The 21,056-nt window shown below is 66.1% G+C and carries 13 protein-coding genes; 9 read left to right on the top strand and 4 right to left on the bottom strand.

The genetic code is table 11. The annotated features are described in order from the left end of the window. Positions 1-312: 312 nt before the first annotated feature. The gene (locus AC1RQK_RS31425; protein ID WP_492374543.1) at positions 313-1,356 is read right to left on the bottom strand and encodes a rod shape-determining protein; all 1,044 of its coding nucleotides are present in this window, start codon (positions 1,354-1,356) and stop codon (positions 313-315) included. A 495-nt stretch (positions 1,357-1,851) separates the two neighbouring features. After that, positions 1,852-3,354: a MocR-like pyridoxine biosynthesis transcription factor PdxR gene (gene pdxR, locus AC1RQK_RS31420; protein WP_492374542.1), complete on the bottom strand. Its 1,503-nt coding sequence runs from the start codon at positions 3,352-3,354 to the stop codon at positions 1,852-1,854. A 167-nt stretch (positions 3,355-3,521) separates the two neighbouring features. Between pdxR and AC1RQK_RS31415 the strand changes: the two genes are divergently transcribed. The 3 genes from AC1RQK_RS31415 (at position 3,522) to AC1RQK_RS31405 (ending at position 6,736) form a co-directional block, all read left to right on the top strand. Continuing rightward, complete coding sequence (locus AC1RQK_RS31415) at positions 3,522-4,796, top strand: 4-aminobutyrate--2-oxoglutarate transaminase (RefSeq protein WP_492374541.1); 1,275 nt, start codon at positions 3,522-3,524, stop codon at positions 4,794-4,796. A gap of 11 nt (positions 4,797-4,807) precedes the next feature. After that, entirely contained in the window at positions 4,808-6,271 is a 1,464-nt protein-coding gene (locus tag AC1RQK_RS31410) for an NAD-dependent succinate-semialdehyde dehydrogenase (RefSeq protein WP_492374540.1), read from the top strand. 180 nt (positions 6,272-6,451) lie between these two features. Further along, on the top strand, positions 6,452-6,736 hold the full coding sequence (locus AC1RQK_RS31405; RefSeq protein WP_492374539.1) for an ElaB/YgaM/YqjD family protein: 285 nt from the start codon (positions 6,452-6,454) through the stop codon (positions 6,734-6,736). A gap of 64 nt (positions 6,737-6,800) precedes the next feature. On the opposite strand, the gene AC1RQK_RS31400 is transcribed toward AC1RQK_RS31405, so the two are convergent. Both AC1RQK_RS31400 and AC1RQK_RS31395 read right to left on the bottom strand, forming a co-directional pair. Next, positions 6,801-7,766, bottom strand: coding sequence for a LysR substrate-binding domain-containing protein (locus AC1RQK_RS31400; RefSeq protein ID WP_492374538.1), 966 nt, complete (start codon positions 7,764-7,766; stop codon positions 6,801-6,803). A gap of 203 nt (positions 7,767-7,969) precedes the next feature. Next, the gene (locus AC1RQK_RS31395; protein WP_492374537.1) at positions 7,970-9,091 is read right to left on the bottom strand and encodes an asparaginase; all 1,122 of its coding nucleotides are present in this window, start codon (positions 9,089-9,091) and stop codon (positions 7,970-7,972) included. Between the two features lie 339 nt (positions 9,092-9,430). Here AC1RQK_RS31395 and aspA point away from each other — a divergent pair, with 339 nt between their 5' ends. The 6 genes from aspA (at position 9,431) to AC1RQK_RS31365 (ending at position 21,028) form a co-directional block, all read left to right on the top strand. Continuing rightward, positions 9,431-10,858, top strand: coding sequence for an aspartate ammonia-lyase (gene aspA, locus AC1RQK_RS31390; RefSeq protein WP_492374536.1), 1,428 nt, complete (start codon positions 9,431-9,433; stop codon positions 10,856-10,858). 110 nt (positions 10,859-10,968) lie between these two features. Further along, positions 10,969-12,279, top strand: a complete 1,311-nt coding sequence (locus tag AC1RQK_RS31385; RefSeq protein ID WP_492374535.1) for a dicarboxylate/amino acid:cation symporter — start codon at positions 10,969-10,971, stop codon at positions 12,277-12,279. Between the two features lie 218 nt (positions 12,280-12,497). Next, positions 12,498-15,191 carry a pyruvate dehydrogenase (acetyl-transferring), homodimeric type gene (aceE, locus tag AC1RQK_RS31380; protein ID WP_492813247.1) on the top strand — a complete coding sequence of 898 codons (2,694 nt, stop codon included), beginning with the start codon at positions 12,498-12,500 and terminating at the stop codon, positions 15,189-15,191. Between the two features lie 20 nt (positions 15,192-15,211). Then, the gene (gene aceF / locus AC1RQK_RS31375; protein WP_492374533.1) at positions 15,212-16,825 is read left to right on the top strand and encodes a dihydrolipoyllysine-residue acetyltransferase; all 1,614 of its coding nucleotides are present in this window, start codon (positions 15,212-15,214) and stop codon (positions 16,823-16,825) included. A gap of 13 nt (positions 16,826-16,838) precedes the next feature. Continuing rightward, positions 16,839-18,617, top strand: coding sequence for a dihydrolipoyl dehydrogenase (gene lpdA / locus AC1RQK_RS31370; RefSeq protein ID WP_492813245.1), 1,779 nt, complete (start codon positions 16,839-16,841; stop codon positions 18,615-18,617). A gap of 113 nt (positions 18,618-18,730) precedes the next feature. Further along, positions 18,731-21,028: an NADP-dependent malic enzyme gene (locus tag AC1RQK_RS31365; protein WP_492813243.1), complete on the top strand. Its 2,298-nt coding sequence runs from the start codon at positions 18,731-18,733 to the stop codon at positions 21,026-21,028. Positions 21,029-21,056: the final 28 nt, after the last annotated feature.

Here is a 21,056-nt window from a genome sequence, read left to right as displayed (position 1 = left end):
TGCGCAATGGCGCGGGTGCTAGTGCTATCGGCACGTTCGAAGCGCCGGGACTGCGTTGCCGTGCTCCCCTCCCCCGCCTGCGGGAGAGCGGTTGGGGGAGAGGGCGGGCGCCCATTACGCCTGCGTGCTGGAAAACACCACGGGCTTCGCTTCTAGTGGCTCCTAGCTAAGCCACCCCTCTCCCCGGCCCTCTCCCCCTGAGGGGCGAGGGAGAGACAGCCGTCGTCATGGCGCGCGGCTTTGGCCCGCTCCGCGGCTTCGGCTGGTGCTTCAGGTTTGTCAGCAGCCTTCTTCGTTGCGACCTGCGAGCCGTTACTCGTAGGAGAAGAAGCTGCCGAGCTTGTCCATGCGTTCGAGCGCCATGCCCGCGCCCCGCACCACGCAGGTCAGCGGGTCATCGGCCACCAGGACCGGCAAGCCGGTTTCCTCGGCCAGCAGGCGATCCAGGTCGCTCAGCAGCGCGCCGCCACCGGTGAGCATCATGCCGCGCTCGGCAATATCGGCGCCAAGTTCCGGCGGGGTCTGCTCCAGCGCGATCTTGACCGCCGACACGATCTGATTGAGTGGCTCGGTCAGCGCTTCCAGGATTTCGTTGGACGACACCGTGAACGCGCGCGGGATGCCTTCGGACAGGTTGCGGCCCTTGACTTCCATTTCGCGGACTTCGGAGCCCGGGAACGCCGAGCCGATGGTCTTCTTGATGGCCTCGGCGGTCTGCTCGCCAATCAACATGCCGTAGTTGCGCCGGATGTAGTTGACGATGGCCTCGTCGAACCTGTCCCCGCCCACGCGGATGGAACCCTTGTAGACCATGCCGCCCAGCGAGATCACGCCGACCTCGGTGGTGCCGCCGCCGACATCCACCACCATCGAGCCGGACGGCTCCGACACCGGCAGCCCCGCGCCGAGCGCGGCCGCCATGGGCTCCTCGATCAGGTAGACCTGGCTGGCGCCGGCGGCCAGCGCGGATTCGCGGATGGCGCGGCGCTCGACCTGGGTCGAGCCGCACGGCACGCAGATGATCATGCGGGGTGACGGCCGCAGCAGCTTGGTGTCGTGCACCATCTTGATGAACTGCTTGAGCATCTGCTCGGTGACCCGGAAGTCGGCGATCACGCCATCTTTCATCGGGCGGATGGCCTCGATGTTTCCAGGCACCTTGCCCAGCATCTGCTTGGCTTCCTTGCCCACCGCCTCGATGGTCTTCCTGGGATTGGGGCCGCCCTGCTGGCGAATCGCGACCACCGAGGGCTCATCGAGGACGATGCCCTTGTCGCGCATGTAGATCAGGGTGTTGGCGGTGCCGAGGTCGATCGCGAGATCGTTGGAGAAGTAGCTACGGAGAAATCCAAACATCAGGAAACTTTCATCTGGTGGTTCGCAAGCATGCGAACCGGCGGGCGCCAGTTCTGGCGACAAGCAGGCTATGAATTGCGGCGCATGCAGGAAGCCTTCATGCGCCGCGCGTCGAGCGGAGCGGCCTTCGGCGGTGGCCGGCGCTCCGTCACTTTGTATGGGCGGCAAAACCCGGTGGTGGCCACATCCGTGCGGCCTGGCGGCGAACCCGGCCACCAGGCAACCAGGCAACCGCTGAACAGGCCGTATCGTTGAAACCGCGCCGGGATCACAAAAAAATCCTGACGAGACGCAACCGGAACATCCTTGGCTCGGGGAGTGGCGTGCGCCGTACTTGCGCTACGCCAGCGCGTGAGCCAGATGCTAACCGGAGGCTAACCGGGAACGAATGATACCTTGCGCAAAGGTCTTCCTGCTCAAAAAACGGCGTCCGTCGGCCAGCGGCGCAAGCCGTGACATCAGGGACCGAACCGGGGGCCAGCCTCCTCGTCTCGCTCAGTGCGCCAGCAGCCGCACGTCCCGCAAGCAACCCAGCAATACCTCGAACGCCGGCCCTATCTGCTCCTCCGGTACGCACGCATACCCGAGCAACAGCCCCCTCTGCACCGCACCGCCCAGAAAATACCGCGACAGCGGCCGCACCAGGATGCCCCGGCGCCCGGCTTCGTCCGCAATGGCCACATCATCCGCGCTGTCCGGCAGGCAGAGTACCAAGTGCAAGCCGGCATTGCTGCCGTACCGGTGCAGCGCTTCGGGTCCCAGATAACGCTCGATCAATCCTGCCAGGATGGCGCGGCGGCGGCCGTACAGCAGCCGCATGCGGCGGATATGCGCGGCATAGTCGCCCGCCTGCATGAACTCGGCCACGGTGGCTTGCGTCATCAGGTGGCCGGCGCGGTACAGCTCGGAATGCGCGGTCTGGAAGGCGCCGGCCAGCGCGCGCGGCAAGACCATGTAGCCCATGCGCAGCCCGGGGAACAGCGTCTTGCTGAATGTGCCGATATAGATCACCGGCGCGTCCGGTTCCATGCCTTGCAGCGACGGGATTGGCTGGCCGGAGAAGCGGAACTCGCTGTCGTAGTCGTCCTCGACGATCCAGCTGCCCTGGCGCCGGGCGTATTCGAGCAGCGCGCGCCGCCGCGTCAGGCTCATGACGGCGCCGAGCGGATACTGGTGCGATGGCGTGACAAAGATAAAGCGCGGCGGCAGGCCCGCGTCCTTCCCCGCCGGTATCGTCAGCCCCTCCTCATCGACCGGGATCGGCATCATGTGGATGCCGTTCATCTGCAGCAAGCCGCGAATCCCCCAGTAGCTGGGTTCCTCCACCCAGGCGTGCTCGCCGGACATGCCAAGCATCCGGACCAGCAGGTCGATGCCCTGGTGAATGCCTTCGGTGATCAGCACCTGGGCGGCGTCGCATTGCACCGATCGCGCCACCCGCAAGTGCGCCGCCACGGCTTCACGCAAGGCGGGCAAGCCACCGCCATGGCAATAGCTGAGCCGCTCGGGCGGCGGATTGCACCACAGGCGGGCAGCGATCTGCGCATAGCGCCGGTGCGGGAAACGCGTCACATCCGGCACGCCCGGCATGAAGGCGCCCCACTGCGATGGCGACGCCGAGGCATTGGCCAGCAGTTCCACGCCGCGCGGCGACAAGCCTGGCATGGCCCGGTCCTGCGCGCTGCTGGCCTGACTGGCCTTGGCATTGAGATAGGCCTCCGGCGCGGTGGCCGCCACGAAGGTGCCGCTGCCGGTACGGGCGTGCACATAGCCCTCGGCCAGCAACTGCTCGTACGCAAACATCACGGTATTTCTCGACATGCCCAGCTCGGATGCAAGGTCACGCGATGGCGGCAGACGGGTCTGGGGCCCCAGGCTGCCATCGAGGATGGCGCCGCGGATGCACTCGTAAAGACTGCGGTTCAACGGTTTCGCAAGGGCTGCGGGACCGTCCGGACCCAGGCGCTGAAGCAGCAGGTCGCCACAGATCGATCTCAATTGGCACCATCAGATATGTGAATGCGGTACTGGATTGTAGTGCCAAAGGAAGTTGAAATGCACTGCATCGTTGCGATCGCGATCGATCGACAGCCAGCGACAACCCGCGAAAACCGAGTCCGGCCGGCAAGCGCCGCCCAGGCCATATCAAGCACCACGGAGAGCCCATGAAGAACCTCGAACTGAATCAGCGCCGCGCCCTTGCCACCCCCCGCGGTGTCGGCGTGATGTGCGACTTCTATGCAGACCGCGCGGAAAACGCCACGCTCTGGGATGTGGAAGGCCGCCAGTACACCGACTTTGCCTGCGGCATTGCCGTGCTCAATACCGGTCACTGCCATCCGCGCGTGATGCAGGCAGTAATCGCGCAGCTCGAGCGCTTCACGCATACCGCGTACCAGATCGTGCCCTACGAGAGCTACGTGGCGCTGGCCGAGCGCATCAACGCCCTGGTGCCGATCGATGGCCTGAAGAAGACCGCCCTGTTCACCACCGGCGCCGAGGCCGTGGAAAACGCGGTCAAGATCGCCCGCGCGCATACCGGGCGCCCTGGCGTCATTGCGTTCTCGGGCGGCTTTCATGGCCGCACCCTGCTTGGCATGGCACTGACCGGCAAGGTGGCGCCTTACAAGGTCGGGTTCGGGCCGTTCCCGTCCGACATCTATCACGCACCGTTCCCGTGCGAGCTGCATGGCGTGAGCACCGAGCAATCCATCCAGGCGCTGGAGTCGCTGTTCAAGACAGATATCGACCCGCAGCGCGTGGCGGCCATCATCATCGAGCCGGTCCAGGGCGAAGGCGGCTTCCACCCGGCGCCGGTGGACTTCATGCAAACGCTGCGCGCACTGTGCGACAAGCACGGCATCCTGCTGATCGCCGATGAGGTGCAGACCGGTTTCGGCCGCACCGGCAAGCTCTTTGCCATGTCGCACTACCCGGTGGCGCCCGACCTCATCACCATGGCCAAGAGCCTGGCGGGCGGCATGCCGCTGTCGGCCGTTTGCGGCCGCGCCAGCATCATGGACGCGCCGCTGCCCGGCGGCCTGGGTGGCACCTACGCCGGCAACCCGCTGGCGGTGGCCGCCGCCCACGCGGTGATCGAGACCATCGAGCAAGAGCGCCTTTGCGAGCGCGCCACCACGCTTGGCGAGCAACTGAAGGCCGCGTTGCAGGAAGCCAGCCAGACCTGCCCGGGCATCGCCGACATCCGCGGGCTTGGCTCCATGGTCGCGGTGGAGTTCCACGACCCGGCCAGCGGGCAGCCCAGCGCTGAACTGGCCAAGCGGGTGCAGCTGCGCGCCATGGAGGCCGGGCTGATCCTGCTGACCTGCGGCACGTACGGCAACACCATCCGCTTTCTCTACCCCCTGACCATCCCGCAAGCCCAGTTCGACGCCGCACTGGTGGTGCTGACGAAGGTGCTGGCCGGCATCGCCGCATAAAGGCAGACACCATGGGAGACACCTTGACATTGCAACGACCCGAGTTGCTGCGCAGCGCCTGCCTGATCGATGGCGAATGGACCGGCGCCGCCAGCGGCGCCGTATTGGTGGTGCACAACCCGGCCACCCACGACGTGGTCGGCACCGTCCCGGGCTGCGGCGCCGCCGAAACCCGGCAAGCCGTGGAGGCCGCCGCGCGCGCGCTGCCGGCCTGGCGCGACCTGACCGGCAAGGCCCGCGCCGCGGTACTGCGCCGCTGGGCCGACCTGATGCTGGCGCACCAGGAAGACCTGGCGCAACTGATGACCGCCGAGCAAGGCAAGCCGCTGGCCGAAGCACGTGGCGAAGTCGCCTACGCGGCCTCCTTCCTCGAATGGTTCGGCGAAGAAGCCAAGCGGGTGGACGGCGACGTACTGTCCAGCCCGCGCGCCGGCCAGAAGATGCTGGTGCTGCGCCAGCCGGTGGGTGTGTGCGCGGCGATCACGCCGTGGAACTTCCCCGCCGCCATGATCACGCGCAAGGCCGGCCCGGCGCTGGCCGCGGGCTGCACCATGATCGTGAAGCCCGCCGAACAAACCCCGCTGACCGCGCTGGCGCTGGCCGCGCTGGCCGAAGAAGCCGGCGTGCCCCGTGGCGTGCTGCAGGTCGTCACCGGCGACCCGGTCCAGATCGGCGGCGTTTTGTGCGAGAGCCCGGTGGTGCGCAAGCTGAGTTTCACCGGCTCCACCGCCATCGGCAAACTGCTGATGGCGCAATGCGCCGGCACGGTCAAGAAGCTCTCGCTCGAACTCGGCGGCAATGCGCCGCTGATCGTGTTCGAGGACGCCGATCTCGACCGCGCCGTGGACGGCATCCTGGCTTCGAAATTCCGCAACAGCGGCCAGACCTGCGTCTGCGCCAACCGCATCTATGTGCACGACGCCGTGTACGACGAGATGGCCAGCCGGCTGGTGCGCGCGGTGAGCGCCCTGCGTCCCGGGCACGGCATCGACAGCGGCGTCACGCAAGGGCCGCTGATCGACGCCGACGCCGTCGCCAAGGTGGAAAGCCATATCGCCGATGCGCTCGCCCAAGGCGCACGGGTGCTGGCCGGCGGCAAGCGCCATGCGCTTGGCGGCACCTTCTTCGAGCCCACGGTGGTGGCTGACGTCACCGCTGCCATGCGCGTCGCGCGCGAGGAAACGTTCGGCCCGTTGGCACCGTTGTTCCGCTTCAAGGACGACCAGGAAGTCATCGCCATGGCCAACGACACCGAGTCCGGTCTTGCCGCTTACTTCTTCTCCAAAGACATGGCCCGTGTGTGGCGCGTGGCCGAGGCGCTGGAGTACGGCATGGTCGGCATCAATACGGGGCTGATCTCCAATGAGGTGGCGCCGTTCGGCGGCGTCAAGCAATCCGGCCTCGGCCGCGAAGGCTCCAGCTACGGCATCGACGAGTACCTGGAGATGAAATACCTCTGCCTGGATCTCGGCTGATCTACGGGCGCGAGCAGCGCACAGGCCTGCGTGGACCGCCGGGAGGCGGTTCCATCAACTAATCCTGATTGGCTCTTATTTACGCACCGGATGTTCCTTATGCTAGCTAAACCCAATGAGCCGGACCTATTTACGCCATCAGGTCTTTCATTGCGTTAGCCATTCAACGAGGAGAAGGAAATGTCGAATACCGGTAGCGCCCTGCGCGAAGTCGATAGCCTGTTGGTGCCTGCCACCAATGCCACCCATGCCCCCGGCACGCCGGCCGCGGATGCGCCGGGCAAGGTGCAGGAACGCCTGAAGAAGGCAAAGAAGAAAATCGCCGATGTGCAATACGTCGTCGTGGAAAAGAGCCGCCACACGGCGCGCGTCGCGGACGACTATGTGCATGAAAGCCCGTGGACGGCCATCGGCGTGGCCGCTGCTGTCGGCGTGCTGATCGGCTGGCTGATCGACCGACGATAGATCCCCCGGCCAATCGCCAACGTATCCGCCCGGGCCGCCAACCACCGCGGCCCGGGACCCAGCCTTACAGCATCCCGCAGTCGCTCGATTCAGCGGCCTTGCCCATCAGCATCAATTGCGGGTCCCGCACATGGCTGATAAAGGACCACAGCTCATCGACCAGCGGCTTCGGGCTGGCCGCCGAGCGGTACAGGCGGATATCGAGGCTGGTTGCCCACGAGGCCGGCCCCGCCACCACCAGCTTGCCCTCTTTCAGCTCGTCGCTGACGCAGCTCTCCGGCAACCAGCCCACCCCGTGCCCGGCCACGACCATGGCCTTCAGGGCCTCCGACATATGGGTCTCGAAGCAGCGCTGCAGCCCGTAGGGCTCCGGCGCATTGAGCAGGATCATCTCGACCACGTTGCCAAGGAACGCGCCGGATGAATAGGCCATGAAGGGCAAGGGCTTGGCGCTCGTGCCCGGCAGCCGGAAGATCGGCTGCCCGTGCTTGTCCGGCGCCGAGAACGGCAGGATCCGCTCGACGCCCAGCATCAGGAACGGGAAGCCGTTCGGGTCAAGCAGGATCGGCAGTTGCTGATGATGGTAGCCCAGCAGGATGTCGCAATCGTCATCCACCAGTTGCTGCACGCCCTCCGGCACATTCACCGCATGCACGCAGGCGCTCAACGAGCCGAAACGCCCGTGCAGGTACTTGAGCCAGGACGGGAAGAAGGTAAAGACCAGGGTGTGCGCCACCGAGAAGCGGATGACCTTGTCGCTCTCGGCAAGGGGCTGGCGGCTGCTCAGCAGCGCGCGTGCGGCGTAAGCGTCACGCAACAGGTCGGCGGCCAGCCGGCGGAACAGCCAGCCTGCCGTGGTCAGCGTTGCCGGATGCACGCTGCGGTCAACCAGGCTGACGCCAAGCCACTCCTCAAGGGCCATGATGCGCCGGCTGAACGCCGACTGGGTGATATGCCGGTCGGCAGCCGCGCGCGAAAAACTGCGCGTTTCAGCCAAGCACAGGAAGTCTTCAAGCCACTTGGTTTCCATAATGGAATGTACTCAACATCAGGGGGGGACGCGCTGTCTATGGCACATCATACGGCAGCGCGGTGCTGCACAAATCGGTGGAAGCCCGATAGCACCATGCAAATTTTGCGCCACATTATTCCGAAATTGCAACATCCCTCCCCGGCCTCGCGCGGACAAGCGCAAGGCGCCGAGTACTCGACTGGTGCTCGCTCAGTGCTCGCTCAGTACTTCCAGAAGATCTTCTGCAGTTCCTTGGTGTCGTTGGTCTTGGTCAGTGCCAGCGCCATCAGGATGCGGGCCTTCTGCGGCAGCTGGTCGTCGGTCACCAGCCAGTCGTACTTGTCGTCTGGCTGCTCGGCGTTGCGGACCACCACGCCGCTGCCGGTGCGCGAGGCACGCACGATCTGCACGCCCTTGGCGCGGGCGGCCTTGAGCGGCTCGACCATGTAGTCGCCCACGCTGCCATTGCCGGTGGCGGCGTAGACGATCGCCTTGGCGCCGTTCTTCACCGCGGCATCGATGCTGGCCGGATTGACGTTGCCGTAGGCGTACACCACGGCCACTTCAGGCAGCTTGTCGATCTTGTCGATGTCCCATTCGGTTTGCAGGGTATGCGGGCGCGCCGGCAGGCGGTAGTACAGCGTGCGGCCCTCCACCACGTAGCCCAGCGGGCCAAACGGCGAGCGGAAGGTCTCGATCTTGAAGGTGTTGGACTTGGTGACGTCGCGCCCAGTGTGGATCTCGTCGTTCAGCACCGCCAGCGTGCCCTTGCCTCTGGACTCCGGGCTGGACGCCACCAGCACCGCGTCGTACAGGTTAAGCGCGCCGTCCGCGCCCAGCGCCGTGCCCGGACGCATCGATCCCACCACCACGACCGGCTTGTCGCTCTTGAGCGTGAGGTTGAGGAAGTAGGTGGTTTCCTCGATGGTGTCGGTGCCGTGGGTGATCACGATGCCGTCCACGTCCGGCTGCTTGAGCAGTTCCGAGACGCGCTTGCCAAGCTTGAGCAGGCGCTCGTTGTTGAAGCTCTCCGAGCCGATCTGGAAAACCTGCTCGCCCTTGACGTTGGCGATCTTGGAGATCTCCGGCACCGAGGCGATGATCTTGTCCACCGGCACCACGGCCGACTGGTAGGCGGCGGTATTGGTGGCGGCGGCGCCCGCGCCGGCAATGGTGCCACCGGTGCCGATGATCACGATATTGGCCTTGCGGGCTTCGCTGGCCTGTGTCGGCGCGCCGGCGGCAGGGGCGGAGGGAGCAAGCTGGGCATGGGCAACGCCGGTGGTCAGGCTGGCGGCAAGCAGCAAGGCGCTGAGGGTATTAAGACGTGCAAAACGCTTCATGGTGTTCTCCATGCGTTGGATATCAGGCGCTGGGTAAGTGCCCGCCAAATGGTGATGACAGGTGATGAGCGGGCGATGATACGGCAACCAAAAAGCGCCCGTATCCGTATAAGCCCTGATAGGGCGATGCAAAATTCGCGGCGAAGTATGCGGAAAAATCATCACCCCGCGAGGCCTGCGCCCGCCGCGCTCCAGCCGCCCCTGGCGCCTTGCCGATAGCGCCGGTGCCGCATGAGTATTTCGCGCCGCGCCATGAGAAATTCGCATCATGGTCGCTACCTGCCGGCGGATTACCTAGAGTCAACTCCTCCCTGATGACAATTTGCGAGGAGCAATGCAATGACCGCTGGCACCTTTAGAACCGAACATGACCTCCTGGGCGATCGCGAGGTCCCGGCCGATGTCTACTACGGTGTGCACACCCTGCGCGCGGTAGAGAACTTCCCGATCACCGGCACCCCCATCTCCATCTACCCTGAGCTCATCAGGGCCCTGGCGTACATCAAGCAGGCAGCCGCGCTGGCCAACCACGAACTGGGCCTGCTCGACGAGCCCCGCTGCGACGCCATCGTCGCCGCCTGCGCGGAACTGCTTGGCGGCAAGCTGCACGATCAGTTTGTCGTCGACGTGATCCAGGGCGGCGCCGGCACCTCGACCAACATGAACGCCAACGAGGTCATCGCCAACCGCGCGCTCGAACTGATGGGGCACAACAAGGGCGAGTACCAGTACCTGCACCCGAACGAGCAGGTCAACATTGGCCAGAGCACCAACGACGTCTACCCGTCCGCCCTCAAGATCGCCACCTGGTTCGGCATCCTGGGCCTGGTGGATGCCATGGGCGTGCTGCGGCGCGCCTTCGAGCGCAAGGCCGAAGAGTTCAGGCATGTCCTGAAGATGGGCCGCACCCAGTTGCAGGACGCCGTGCCCATGACGCTGGGCCAGGAGTTCAGCACCTACGCCGTGATGCTCGGCGAGGACGAGGAGCGGCTGCGCGAGGCCGCCCTGCTGATCTGCGAGATCAACATGGGCGCCACCGCCATCGGCACCGGCATCACCGCGCACCCGGACTACGCGCCGCTGATCCTCAAGCGGCTCAAGGAGATCACCGGCATTCCGCTGATGACCGCGCCGAACCTGATCGAGGCCACGCAGGATTGCGGCGCCTTTGTGCAGCTCTCCGGCGTGCTCAAGCGCGTGGCGGTCAAGCTCTCCAAGACCTGCAACGACCTGCGGCTGCTGTCCAGCGGCCCGCGCGCCGGGCTGGGCGAGATCAACCTGCCGGCCATGCAGGCAGGGTCCAGCATCATGCCCGGCAAGGTGAATCCCGTCATCCCGGAGGTGGTCAACCAGATCGCGTTCGAGGTCATCGGCAACGACATCACGGTCAGCTTCGCGGCCGAAGCCGGCCAGCTGCAACTCAATGCCTTCGAGCCGATCATCGCGCACAGCCTGTTCAAGAGCGTGAGCCATCTGCGCAACGGCTGCCTGACGCTGGCCGAGCGCTGCGTCAACGGCATCACCGCCAACGAAGAGCGCCTGCGGGCCACGGTCGAGAACTCCATCGGCATCGTGACGGCCCTGAACCCGTACATCGGCTATGCCAACGCCACCGCCGTGGCGCAGGAGGCTCATGCCACCGGCGGCAGCGTGTACGAGATCGTGCTGCAAAAGGGCTTGCTGACCCGGGAGGAACTGGACCAGATCCTGCGCCCGGAAGTGCTGACGCAGCCAACCCCGCTGAGCTTGGCGCCCCGCGCACGCTGATCCGGGGGGCAAGGCGCGTCCGGCGCCAGGCACGGCGCCACCGGCCCCGCCCTGCCCCGATACCGACGGTCAGACCAGGATCTGGCCGCAACCCCTGGAGACAACGCATCATGAAGGCAAACAAGCTCACAACCCGGATCATGATCGCCATGGTCCTGGGCATCGTCACCGGCTACCTCTGCAACCGCTTCGTGCCCGATGCGGCAATGGCCAAGGAGATCGCCGGCTACTTCTCCATTGTCACTGACGTCTTCCTGCGGCTGATCAAGATGATCATCGCGCCGCTGGTGTTCGGCACGCTGGTGGCGGGCATCGCGGGCATGAAAGACGCCAGCGCCGTGGGCCGCATCGGCATCAAGGCGCTCGGCTGGTTCATCACCGCGTCGCTGATATCGCTGCTGCTCGGCATGTTCTTCGTGGACCTGCTGCAGCCCGGGCATGCACTGAACCTGCCACTGCCCGAAATCGGCACGGCCACCAACCTCAAGACCTCCACGCTGAACCTGAAGGACTTCATCACGCACGTCTTCCCCAAGAGCGTGTTCGAGGCGATGGCGCAGAACGAGATCCTGCAGATCCTGGTGTTCTCGCTGTTCTTTGGCTTTGCCATTGCGTCGTTCAAGGGCAAGGTGGGCCATCACCTGGTGGCGTCGATCGAGGAACTGGTGGCGATCATGCTGCGCGTCACCGACTTTGTGATGCGCTTCGCGCCGCTCGGCGTGTTTGCCGCCGTAGCCGCCGCCATCACGGTGCAGGGCATTGGCGTGCTGTTTACCTACGGCAAGTTCATCGGCGGCTTCTACCTGGGCTTGCTGGTGCTGTGGCTGGTGCTGACCGCGGCGGGCTACCTGTTCCTGGGTGGGCGGGTGTTTACGCTGCTCAAGCTGATCCGCGAGCCGACGATCCTGGCGTTCTCCACCGCCAGCAGCGAGGCGGCCTACCCCAAGACCATGGAGCAGATGGAGAAGTTCGGGGTGCCCAACAAGGTGACCGGCTTCGTGCTGCCGCTGGGCTACTCGTTCAACCTCGACGGCTCGATGATGTACCAGGCATTTGCCGCGCTGTTCATCGCCCAGGCCTACAACATCGAGATGAGCCTGACCCAGCAGATCACCATGCTGCTGGTGCTGATGGTCACCAGCAAAGGCATCGCCGGCGTGCCCCGTGCCTCCATCGTGGTAGTGGCGGCAACCCTGCCGATGTTCAACCTGCCGGAAGCTGGCCTGCTGCTGATCCTGGGCATCGACCAGTTCCTCGACATGGGCCGCACCGCCACCAACGTCATCGGCAACAGCATCGCCACGGCCGTCGTTGCCAAATGGGAAGGCGAGCTTGGCGCCACGCAGGACCCCGATACCGTGGCTGCCCTGGAGTCCGAGGACATTGCGCAAGCGCCGTCGCAACAACCCCGGGCCGGCTAGGCGCGGGTATTCCCTGACGGCCTCGCATGAAAACTCATAACGATGACCCCGCCTGAATATGGATTCCCGACCGGGCAGCCGGCCGGCCAGGGCGGGTTTCCTTTCCAATCAATGACTTGCACAACCCGCATGACTGCGTTTGCAGTGGCATGTCTCTTGCTGAACAGATCTGCCACTGCAGCACCCGACACAACCAAAACAGAACACGTGGAGACACTATGAGCGCACGAGAAGCGGGCGATCTCGATCCTATCGAGACCGCGGAATGGCTGGAGTCCTTGCAAGCGGTGACGCAACATCGCGGAGCCGAGCGCGCTAACCAGCTGGTCAATACGCTGGTGGACGAGGCGCGGCGCGATGGCCTCTATGTGCCGCGCTCCCTGACCACGGGCTACCGCAACACCATCGCCCCCAAGGACGAAGCGCAATCGACCGGCGACCGCGCCATCGAGCATCGCCTGCGCTCGATCATCCGCTGGAACGCCATGGCGATCATCCTGCGCGCCAACAAGGAATCGTCGGAGCTGGGTGGCCACATCGCCAGCTTCCAGTCGGCCGCCACGCTCTACGACATCGGCTTTGGCCACTTCTGGCATGCGCCCACCGACACCCACGGCGGCGACCTGCTCTACATCCAGGGCCACAGCGCGCCCGGCATCTATGCCCGCGCCTTTGTCGAAGGGCGGCTCACCGAGCAGCAGTTGCTGGGCTACCGGCAAGAGACCGGGGGCACCGGGCTGTCCTCCTACCCGCACCCCTGGCTGATGCCGGATTTCTGGCAGTTCCCCACCGTGTCGATGGGCCTGGGGCCGCTGATGTCGATCTACCAGGCGCGCTTCCTCAAGTACCTGCAAGGCCGTGGCCTGGCGGACACGGCGGCGCGCAAGGTCTGGGCCTTCATGGGCGACGGCGAGATGGACGAGCCCGAATCGCTGGGCGCGATCTCGCTGGCCGGCCGCGAGCGGCTGGACAACCTGATCTTCGTCATCAACTGCAACCTGCAGCGGCTGGACGGCCCGGTGCGGGGCAACGGCAAGATCATCCAGGAGCTCGAATCGGTCTTCCGCGGCGCCGGCTGGAACGTGATCAAGGTGGTCTGGGGCGGCGGCTGGGACAAGCTGCTGGCCAAGGACAAGAGCGGCCTGCTGCTAAAGCGCATGGAGGAATGCGTCGACGGCGAGTACCAGGATTTCAAGAGCAAGAGCGGCGCTTATGTGCGCGAGCACTTCTTTGGCAAATACGAGGAACTCAAGGCATTGGTCGCCGACATGAGCGATGAGGAAATCTGGGGCCTCACGCGCGGCGGCCACGATCCCGAGAAGGTGTTTGCCGCCTACGCGGCGGCCGTGAAGCACACCGGCGAGCCGACGCTGATCCTGGCCAAGACGGTCAAGGGCTATGGCATGGGCGAATCCGGCGAAGGCCAGATGATCGCCCACCAGGCCAAGAAGATGACGCAGGACGCCCTGCGCGGCTTCCGCGACCGCTTCCAGATTCCGGTCAGCGACGAGCAACTGGCCGACGTGCCCTTTATCAAGCCGGCCGAGGACAGCTCGGAGATGCAGTACCTGCGCGCCCGGCGCGCGGCGCTGGGCGGCTACCTGCCGGCACGCCGCAGCAAGTCGACCTCGCTGGAGATCCCGCCGCTGTCCAACTTCCAGCGCCTGCTGGACAGCACCGGCGAGCGCGAGATCTCCACCACCATGGCCTTCGTGCAGATGTTGGGCACGCTGGTCAGGGACAAGGCCATTGGCAAGCACGTGGTGCCCATCGTGCCTGACGAATCGCGCACCTTCGGCATGGAAGGCATGTTCCGCCAGCTGGGCATCTATTCGTCGGTCGGCCAGCTCTACAAGCCGCAGGATGCCGACCAGCTGATGTACTACCGCGAGTCCAAGGACGGCCAGGTGCTGCAGGAAGGGATCAACGAGGGCGGCGCGATGTCCAGCTGGATCGTGGCCGCGACCTCGTACAGCACGAGCAACGTGCCGATGATCCCGTTCTACATCTACTACTCGATGTTCGGGCTGCAGCGGGTGGGCGACCTGGCGTGGCTGGCGGGCGATATCCGCGCGCGCGGCTTCTTGCTGGGCGGCACCGCCGGGCGCACGACGCTCAACGGGGAAGGCTTGCAGCACGAGGACGGCCATAGCCACATCATCGCCGGCACCATCCCGAACTGTGTCTCCTACGACCCCACCTTCGCCTATGAAGTGGTGACCATCGTGCGCGAGGGCATGCGCCGCATGTACGAGCAGCAGGAGGATGTGTACTACTACATCACCCTGATGAACGAGAACTACACGCACCCGGGGCTGGCCGAAGCGGGCGCCGGCGCCAGCACCGAGGAAGGCATTCTCAAGGGCCTGTACCTGCTCAAGGACGGCGGCAAGGCCGGCAAGGGCGGGCTGCGCGTGCAGCTGATGGGCAGCGGCACCATCCTGCGCGAGGTGATTGCGGCGGCCGAGCTGCTGAAGGCGGACTTCAACGTCACCGCCGACATCTGGAGCGCCCCCAGCTACAACGAGCTGCGCCGCGACGGCATGGCCGCGCAGCGCTGGAACCTGCTGCACCCCACCGAGCCGCGCCGCAAGAGCTGGGTCGAGGCGAGCCTGGCAGGCCATGACGGCCCGGTGATCGCCTCCACCGACTACATGCGCAACTACGCCGACCAGGTGCGCGAATACGTGCACGCCGCCGGGCGCCGCTACGTGGTGCTCGGCACCGATGGCTTTGGCCGCAGCGACTACCGCGCCAAGCTGCGCAGCTTCTTCGAGGTGGACCGCTACCACGTGGCCGTGGCCGCGCTCAAGGCGCTGTGCGATGACGGCGCGATCAAGCCCGCGGTGGTGGCCGAGGCCATTGCCAGATATGGGGTGGATAGCGAGCGCGCAGCGCCGTGGACGGTCTGACAGGCGAAGGAATAAAGACAATGAACCAAGCCATTGAAATCAAGGTGCCCGACATCGGGGACTTCAAGGACGTGCCGGTGATCGAGCTATTCGTCAAGGTGGGAGACCTGGTCAAGGCCGAGGACCCGCTCGTCTCGCTGGAGTCGGACAAGGCCACCATGGAAGTGCCCGCGCCGCACGGCGGCGTGGTCAAGCAGATCCACGTCAAGCTGGGCGATGCCGTCAGCGAAGGCAGCGTGCTGATGCAGTTCGAGGGCAATGGGGCCGGCACTGCCGCCGCCGCGCCGGCGCAAGCCACCAAGCCCAGCGTGAGCGCGCCGCCCTCGCCGGTCAGCGCGCCCGCCGGGCTGGCCGAAGTGCGCATTCCCGACATCGGCGACTTCAAGGACATCCCGGTGATCGAGATCTTCGTCAAGGTCGGCGATACCGTGAAGGCGGAGGACGCGCTGCTGTCGCTGGAGTCCGACAAGGCCACCATGGACGTGCCGGCGCCGCTGGGCGGCGTGGTGCGGGAGATCCGCGTCAAGGTGGGCGACACCGTCAGCGAAGGCAGCATCATCATGGCGCTGGCCACCGGCGATGCGCCGGCGGCGACAGCGACGACAGCGGCGACGGCGCCGGGCGCCGCGCCCGCCGTGGCAGCCGCGCTTGCCGCCCCTGCCCCCGCCGCTGCCACCGCCGCATCCGGTGGCGTCGACGAAACCGCTTTTGCCCTTGCCTACGCCAGCCCGGCGGTGCGCAAGCTCGCCCGGGAGACCGGCGTGGACCTGGGCAAGGTGCGCGGCAGCGGCGAGCATGGCCGCATCCTGCGCGCCGACGTAGAGGCGTTCGCCCGCCCGGGCGGCGCCGTGGCGCCTGCCGCCAGGCCCGCCGCCGCGCCCGCGGGTGGCGGCGCCGGCCTGGACCTGCTGCCGTGGCCCAAGGTCGACTTCGCCAAGTTCGGCCCGGTCGAGCGCAAGGAACTGAGCCGCATCAAGAAGATCTCGGGCGCCAACCTGCACCGCAACTGGGTGGTGATCCCGCACGTCACCACGCACGACGAAGCCGATATCACCGACCTCGAGCAATTCCGCGTGCAGATGAACAAGGAGCTGGAGAAGAGCGGCGTCAAGATCAGCATGCTGCCCTTCATGATGAAGGCGGCCGTGGCCACGCTCAAGGCATTCCCCGAGTTCAACGCGAGCCTGGACGGCGACACCCTGGTGCTCAAGCAGTACTACCACATCGGCTTTGCGGCCGACACGCCCAACGGCCTGATGGTGCCGGTAATCCGCGACGTCGACAAGAAGAGCATCCCCGATATCGCGCGGGAGATGGGCGAGCTGGCCAAGCTGGCGCGCGAGGGCAAGCTCAAGCCCGACCAGATGTCGGGCGGCACCTTCACCATCAGCTCGCTCGGCGGCATCGGCGGCATCAACTTCACCCCCATCATCAACGCGCCCGAAGTCGCGATCATGGGCGTATGCAAGAGCTTCTGGAAGCAGCACTCCAGCGACGGCAAGAACTGGGCTTCGCGCCTCACGCTGCCGCTGTCCTTGTCATGGGACCACCGTGTCATCGACGGCGCCGCGGCTGCCCGCTTCAATGTCCATTTTGCCAACCTGCTCGCCGATCTGCGGCGTGTGCTGTTCTGAGGGGCGCGCTGCAATGACCCAACGTGTCGAAGTCAAAGTGCCGGATATCGGCGATTTCAAGGATGTCACGGTGATCGAGGTCATGGTCAAGCCCGGCGAGACCATCGCCGTGGATACCAGCCTGATCGCGGTCGAGTCCGACAAGGCCTCGATGGAGATCCCTTCCACCCACGCCGGCGTAGTCAAGGAGATCACCGTCAAGGTCAACGATAAGGTGAGCGAGGGATCGGTGATCCTGGTGGTGGAGGCCGCCGCGGGCGCTGCAACCGTTGCCGCGCCCGCCGCGCCAGCGCCTGCGGCCCCATCGGCCCCATCGGCACCGCCCAAGCCAGCGCCAGCCGCCGCGCCCGTTCCCAACGCTGCCAGCTACACCGGCAAGGTGGACCAGGAATGCGAAATGCTGGTGCTGGGCGCCGGCCCCGGGGGCTATTCCGCCGCGTTCCGCAGCGCCGACCTGGGCATGAAGACTGTCCTGGTGGAGCGCTACGACACGCTTGGCGGTGTCTGCCTCAACGTGGGCTGCATCCCCTCGAAGGCGCTGCTGCACACCGCATCGGTCATGGACGAAGTGGCGACCCTGCCGGACCACGGCATCCGCTACGGCGCGCCCGAGATCGACCTGGACAAGCTGCGCGGCTTCAAGGACAGCGTCATCAAGAAGCTGACCGGCGGCCTGGCCGGCATGGCCAAGGCACGCAAGGTCGAGGTGGTGACCGGCGTCGGCAGCTTCCTCGACCCGTATCACCTGGAAGTGGTGGCGGCCGACGGCGGCAAGCGCGTGATCAAGTTCGCCAAGGCCATCATCGCGGCGGGCAGCCAGGCGGTGAAGCTGCCGTTCATGCCCGACGACGAGCGCGTGGTCGACTCCACCGGCGCGCTGCTGCTCAGGTCGATCCCCAAGCGCATGCTGGTGGTGGGCGGCGGCATCATCGGGCTGGAGATGGCCACGGTCTACTCCACGCTGGGCACGCGCATCGACGTGGTGGAGATGCTGGATGGCCTGATGCAGGGCGCGGACCGCGACCTGGTCAAGGTGTGGGAGAAGAAGAACGCGCACCGCTTCGACCACGTCATGCTCAAGACCAAGACGGTGGGGGCCAAGGCCACCGCGGCGGGCATCGAAGTCAGCTTCGAGGGCAAGGAGGCGCCGGCGCCGCAGGTCTACGACGCGGTGCTGGTGGCGGTGGGCCGCAGCCCCAACGGCAAGTCCATCGGCGCGGACAAAGCCGGCGTGGCCGTCACCGAGCGCGGCTTCATCGAGGTCGACAAGCAGATGCGGACCAACATCGCGCATATCCATGCGATCGGCGACATCATCGGCCAGCCAATGCTGGCGCACAAAGCGGTACATGAAGCGCATGTGGCCGCCGAGGCCGCGCACGGCGAGCCCGCCTTCTTCGACGCGCGGCAGATCCCGTCCGTTGCCTACACCGATCCCGAGGTGGCCTGGGCCGGCAAGACCGAAGACCAGTGCAAGGCCGAAGGCATCAAGTTCGGCAAGGCCGTGTTCCCGTGGGCCGCTTCGGGCCGGGCCATCGCCAACGGCCGCGACGAAGGCTTCACCAAGCTGCTCGTCGACGAAGCCACCCATCGCGTGATCGGCGGCGGCATCGTCGGCACGCATGCCGGCGACCTGATCAGCGAGATCTGCCTGGCCGTGGAGATGGGCTGCGAGCCCGCCGATATCGGCAAGACCATCCACCCGCACCCGACGCTGGGCGAATCGATCGGGATGGCGGCCGAGGTGTTTGAAGGGCATTGCACCGATTTGCCGCCTGTGAAGAAGAAATAAGAAGAAATAAGCGAGAGGCGCACGGCGCGGCATTTGCGCCGTGCGCTACGCCCAAGAGATCACAAGAACGTGTATCGCCGATCTGGCGCCCTGACCGAGCCACAGAGACAACCATGACCGAAAACCTTCGCGAAGCCGCACTCGACTACCACCGCTACCCCACGCCCGGCAAGATCTCCGTGACGCCGACCAAGGCAATGGCCACGCAGCGCGACCTCGCCCTCGCCTACTCGCCGGGCGTGGCCGATGCCTGCATGGAAATCGTGCGCGATCCGGCCGAGGCAATGAACCTCACGTCGCGCGCCAACCTGGTCGCCGTGATCACCAACGGCACCGCGGTGCTGGGCCTGGGCAATATCGGGCCGCTGGCGGGCAAGCCGGTGATGGAGGGCAAGGGCTGCCTGTTCAAGAAGTTCGCGGGCATCGATGTGTTCGACATCGAACTGGCGGAAGACGATCCGGACGCGCTGATCGACACCATTGCCCGCATGGAGCCGACCTTTGGCGGCATCAACCTGGAAGACATCAAGGCGCCCGAGTGCTTCTACATCGAGAAGAAGTTGCGCGAGCGCATGAAGATCCCGGTCTTTCATGACGACCAGCACGGCACGGCCATCGTGGCCGCCGCGGCCATCCTGAATGCGCTCAAGCACGTTGACAAGGATATCGCCGAGGTCAAGCTGGTCGCATCCGGCGCCGGCGCCGCGGCACTGGCCTGCCTGGACCTGATCGTCAGCCTGGGCCTGCCGACCGGCAACGTGTTCGTCTCCGACAGCAACGGCGTGGTCTATCAGGGCCGCAAGGAGGCAATGGACCCGAACAAGGCGCGCTATGCGCAGGACACGTCCGCGCGCACGCTGGCTGACATCATCGGCGGCGCGGACATCTTCCTGGGGCTGTCGGCCGGCGGCGTGCTCAAGCCGGACATGGTCAAGGTGATGGCGCGCGACCCGATCATCCTGGCCATGGCCAACCCCACGCCGGAGATCGCGCCGGAGGATGCGCTGGCGGTACGTCCCGATGCCATCCTGGGCACCGGGCGCTCGGACTATCCGAACCAGGTCAACAACGTCCTGTGCTTTCCGTTCATCTTCCGCGGTGCGCTGGACGTTGGCGCCACCACCATCAACGAGGAGATGAAGCTGGCCGCCGTGCGCGCCATCGCCGAACTGGCGCATGCGGAAATCCCCGAAGTGGTGGCCCAGGCCTACGGCGCGGTGGGCCTGCGCTTCGGCGCCGAATACCTGATTCCCAAGCCGTTCGACCCGCGCCTGATCGAAGCGGTGGCGCCCGCCGTGGCCAAGGCCGCGATGGACAGCGGCGTGGCCACGCGCCCGATCGCTGACATGGAGGCGTATCGCCAGCGCCTGGGCCAGTTCGTCTACCAGTCGCGCAGCGCCATGGGGCCGGTGTTTGCCGCCGCCAAACGCGCGCCCAAGCGGGTGATCTACGCTGAAGGCGAGGACGAGCGCGTGCTGCGCGCCGCCCAGGTGGTGATCGATGAGGGCATCGCGCGCCCGTTGCTGGTGGGCCGCCCCAATGCGATCGTCCAGCGCATCGCGCAGTTCGGCCTGCGCCTGCAGCCCGGCGTGGATTGCGAGTGCGTGGATCCACTGGACCCCGCCGTCTACAGCGACGCGGCCGAGGCGTACTACCAGCTGAGTTGCCGCGACGGCGTGTCGCGGGCGCTGGCACAGGCGGAGGTGCGCAGCCGCGGTACGCTGCTGGGCGCCATGCTGGTGCGCCAGGGCCGGGCCGATGCCATGCTGTGCGGCACCGTGGGCCGCTTCCAGGATCACCTTGGCTATGTGCGGGACACCATCGGCCTCAAGCCCGGCAGCGAGACGCTCGCCGTCATGCAGATGCTGATGCTGCCGGGCCGCCAGCTGTTTATCTGCGACACCCACGTCAACCTCGACCCGACGGCGCAGCAGATCGCCGACATCACGTTGCTGGCGGCCGAGGCGGTCAGGCGTTTCGGCATCACGCCTAGCGTGGCCCTGCTCTCCCACTCCAACTTCGGCGGCTCCACCGCGCCGGCCGCGGTGAAGATGCGCGAGGCGCTGGCGCTGGTGAAGGCGCGCGAGCCGTCGCTGGCCGTGGAAGGCGAGATGCGCGGCGATGCGGCGCTGTCCAAGCCCATCCTGGAGCACGAGTTCCCCGAATCCTGCCTGCCCACCGAAGCCAACGTGCTGGTGATGCCCAACGTGGATGCCGCCAACATCTCCTACAACCTGATGCGCATCGCCGCGGGCGGCGGCATCACGGTGGGCGGCATCCTGCTCGGCGCCGCGCGCCCGGTGCACATCCTGACGTCTTCATCGACGGTACGCCGCATCGTCAACATGAGCGCCGTGGCAACGGTCGACGCCAGCGCAGCGCGCCTCTGCCTGGGCAATCGACTGACCTGACCCGCGACGACGCCGGCGCCCACGCAAC

It is taken from the genome of Cupriavidus sp. GW822-FHT02D05, assembly GCF_058802485.1.
This window is presented reverse-complemented; position numbering and strand designations above follow the sequence as displayed.